The organism is Pusillimonas sp. NJUB218, from assembly GCF_003788685.1.
GTDB lineage: Bacteria > Pseudomonadota > Gammaproteobacteria > Burkholderiales > Burkholderiaceae_B > Neopusillimonas.
In genome coordinates this window covers 1-3,958 of sequence record NZ_NQMK01000020.1, presented here as the reverse complement: position 1 = coordinate 3,958, position 3,958 = coordinate 1, and the positions used below count along the sequence as shown (strand labels likewise).

General features: G+C 57.2%; 1 protein-coding gene, 3 pseudogenes and 1 other annotated feature. All 4 genes and pseudogenes read right to left on the bottom strand.

Going from position 1 to position 3,958, the window contains the following annotated elements:
* Positions 1–39: 39 nt before the first annotated feature.
* Positions 40–534 (bottom strand): annotated as a pseudogene (locus CHR62_RS15515) (IS3 family transposase); the annotation flags it as partial.
* 83 nt (positions 535–617) lie between these two features.
* Positions 618–2,150, bottom strand: coding sequence for a group II intron reverse transcriptase/maturase (ltrA, locus tag CHR62_RS15510; protein ID WP_233575048.1), 1,533 nt, complete (start codon positions 2,148–2,150; stop codon positions 618–620).
* 666 nt (positions 2,151–2,816) lie between these two features.
* A pseudogene (locus CHR62_RS15910) lies at positions 2,817–2,963 on the bottom strand (IS3 family transposase); the annotation flags it as partial.
* Positions 2,959–3,908: pseudogene (locus tag CHR62_RS15505) on the bottom strand (IS3 family transposase); the annotation flags it as partial. The pseudogenes CHR62_RS15910 and CHR62_RS15505, both read right to left, overlap by 5 nt.
* Positions 3,514–3,630, bottom strand: a sequence feature (AL1L pseudoknot). It overlaps the preceding pseudogene by 117 nt.
* Positions 3,909–3,958: the final 50 nt, after the last annotated feature.

The window sequence follows — 3,958 nt, the reverse complement described above, 5'->3', positions numbered from 1 at the left end:
TGAAGCGCCCCGGTTTTCGTGGAGGCCGGTTGGTTTAAGTTAGACCTCGACGGCGACCTTTTCAGTCAGCTGTCGGTAATAGTTTTCTTCAGCCTCTGCCGGTGGAATATACCCGATGGGAGCCAGCAGGCGATGATGGTTAAACCACGATACCCATTCCAGCGTAGCCAGTTCGACCGACGCTTTGGTTTTCCAGGGCCCTCGACGGTGAATCACCTCGGCCTTGTATAAGCCGTTAATGGTTTCTGCCAAGGCGTTGTCATAGCTGTCTCCACGACTGCCCACTGAGGGCTCAATTCCTGCCTCAGCCAGTCTCTCTGTGTAGCGAATAGAGACGTATTGAGAACCCCTGTCGCTGTGGTGGACCAGGCCGCCAGTTTGCTGCGGCTGACGGTCATACAACGCCTGCTCCAGTGCATCCAGAACGAAATCTGTGTGCATTGAGCTGCTGACCCGCCAGCCGACAATGCGCCGGGCAAACACGTCAATTACAAACGCCACATACAACCACCCTTGCCAGGTCGACAGTGGAGTAAGAGACCGGGCGTAGTCGAGCTATCTCCCGGCCTCTCCTCCCCGAACCGGACTTGCACCTCTCAGCGCATCCGGCTCTCCATTCAAGCGTTGCTCATAGCAAAGGCGACATCGGGATAGCGCGACTCGATGGTACTGCGTGTCTTATCGCGCAAAATGTACGGATTCTCCGACGGGTTACGCCACCTGAATTGGCCCTTTCTGCTGGTAACAAGACGCCGAAGCGCCACCGCCCCGTACCAACCCCGACTATTCTGACCTTCAAGAACCCATGTTTTGGCTCTTCCCGGTTCGGACCGCCGGACATGGTCGCGCATCAGCGACGTGAATCCACGCCGGTATTTGCGTGCCAGCCAGTGCCCGAACTTCCAGAATACCGTCCGGTCAACTTTCCGGAACATGATGGCCGTGTAGTCGGTGTATTGATAAAAGGCGGCCCAGCCAGCAAGTTGCCGATTCAGGCTTTCCATGAGGTCCATTCGGTTCGCACCGTAGTTGCCAGACAATTGCTTGACCAGCCTCTGGGCAAAGCCCCGGCACTTCTCCCACGGAATCGTCGTCACAGGCCGCATAGTGCCGCGTGGCCCTCGCTTGCGGATGATTCGGTGACCCAGGAAGACGAAGCCGTCATTCACATGTGTAATATGGGTTTTCTCCATATTCAGCGTGAGCTTCAGTTCGCCTTCAAGGAACTCACGGCATGCTTCACGTACGGTCTCAGCATGTTCACGGGTTCCCTTGACTACGATCACAAAGTCATCAGCGTACCGGCAGTAGGCTACAGCAGGTTTCCACTGCCGATTTTCTCGCACAGCAATGGGCCGCTGCTTGAGAATGCCGAAGTTCCACGCCCACCGATCTTTGCGCACCTTCTTGTTCAGGTAGTTCCGTTCCATCCACGCATCAAATTCATGCAACATGATGTTGGACAACAGGGGTGAGATGACACCGCCCTGAGGAACACCTTCGCTCGAAGCGCGGAACAGATCACGATCAACGCAGCCCGCCTTGATGAATTTCCAGAGCAGGGCGAGGAAGCGCTGGTCGGCGATGCGCTTGCGAATTCCCTTCATCAGAAGACGATGATGAACAGTATCGAAGTAGCTGGCAAGGTCGCCCTCGATTACCCAGCGTCCGGCGACACTTTGTTCACCACTATCTTGCAGCTGAAGCTTCACCGTGCGAATCGCATGGTGTACGCTACGGGCCGGTCTGAAGCCATAGGAAGCCGGGTGGAAATCGCTCTCCCATATCGGCTCCATTGCCATCAGCATGGCCCGTTGCACGATCCGGTCCCGCAGGCTCGGAATGCCGAGCGGCCTGAGCTTGCCGTTCGCTTTCGGTATATACACGCGTCGTGCAGGCAGCGGACTGTACGAGCCCGCCAATAGCTCTTCGCGTATCGTCGCCAGTTCATGTTGGAGATTTGCTTCCAGCATGCGTCTGTCGACCCCGTCCACACCCGGCGTGCGAGCCCCGCTGGATGCCAGCGTAATGCGAGCCGCTTCGCTCAGCCAATCCCTATCGGCAATCAATCTCAGGAGTCGATCGAACTTGCGCTCTTTGTTCTCCGTCGACCATGTCGCCAGTTTGCTTTGCATTTCACTGATTATCAAAGGTCTTCACCTCTCTATGGTCAGTTAATCGACCAAGCAAACCACTTCAACTGCCTCCCTTCGCCATGTGGCCGGCTTTCCCGACCTCGGACTACTACGGAGGCTCCGCCAATCTGCACGTCATCGGGGACACACTCCCTTGGCATCCATGCAGACCTTCCCCAGTTCACATGTTGGACTCAACGCATGGGCGAGGCTGCCTGTCGCAGTCTTTATCCTTGCTTGCCGCAAGTCGTCGCAAACACTACGGTCTAGCTGCGCGCTCCCCGTCGTTCCCTGCTGATCAGCCTACTTGTCCAATCAGCATTCGTGTCGCTGGGCCATACCTGTACCCAGCTCCCGTTCGCGTCCTGCCCGTAAAGCGGTGTGGGCAGGGGTGACATTTCAACCCTCAGATGCGGTTTAACAGGTTCGTGTTCCTCAACCGTCCCATGCTCAGCCTAGAGACTTATCTTGGCGTAACCGCTTCGCCTCAAGCCCCGTTTCCCACGGACTACGTCACCTTGCCAGTGTCGGCAAGTCACCGCCGCTTCGGCTCACTTCCTCTCGCAGCAGAGGAAGGGCATGCCCCGGTACTGCAACGTCAACTCCTCCGGGGTCCTGCATTCCAAACATGCTCAAGCAGCTTCACCCCCATGCAGGCGGGCTACGCTGGCTGGGCGTACCGTAGGTGAAATCCGACACCCACAGCTGATTGGGACGGTCGGCCTTGAACTGCCGATTAACGTGGTCCAGTGGGCATGGCGCCGACGTATCGGGCACAGTGGTACGCATCGACTTGCCGCGCCTTGCGCCTTGAATACCAAGTCGTCGCANGAATAGAGACGTATTGAGAACCCCTGTCGCTGTGGTGGACCAGGCCGCCAGTTTGCTGCGGCTGACGGTCATACAACGCCTGCTCCAGTGCATCCAGAACGAAATCTGTGTGCATTGAGCTGCTGACCCGCCAGCCGACAATGCGCCGGGCAAACACGTCAATTACAAACGCCACATACAACCACCCTTGCCAGGTCGACACGTAGGTGAAATCCGACACCCACAGCTGATTGGGACGGTCGGCCTTGAACTGCCGATTAACGTGGTCCAGTGGGCATGGCGCCGACGTATCGGGCACAGTGGTACGCATCGACTTGCCGCGCCTTGCGCCTTGAATACCAAGTCGTCGCATCAGCCGCTCAACCGTGCAACGTGCCACGGCTTGTTCTTCGCGGTGAAGCTGACGCCAGACTTTATCAGCGCCGTAAACCCTCATGTTCTTCTCCCAAACCCGGTGAATCTCGGGTATCAGAACTTCATCTCGCTTGGCACGGGCACACAGCAGTTCTGGGTTCCTCTGTTGTGCGGCATAGCGACGGTAGCCTGACGGGGCAATCTGCAAGACCTTGCAAAGTGGCTCGACCCCGTAAGCATCACGGTGCTCATCAATAAATCGCCGGATTACTTCAATCGGCGGTCGAGCTCCGCCTGGGCGAAAAAAGCGCTCGCCAGCTTGAGAATCTCGTTGGCTCGACGCAGTTCTTTGACCTCACGTTCGAGCTCCTTGACGCGTTCACGTTCGGCGCTGGTAACCCCATCGCGTGTGCCGGCATCGACCTCGTGCTTGCGAACCCAATCGTTCAGCGTTTGGGGCACGCAGCCAATCTTGGGTGCTATGGACTCGATGGTGGCCCACAACGATGGGTACTCTCCACGGTGCTCGAGCACCATACGTACAGCGCGTTCACGCACTTCGGGGGAAAATTTGCTTTGCTTCTTCATGGCTCCATTTTCTCAGATGTTGGAGCCTCCACAAATCCCGGGGCGCTTCA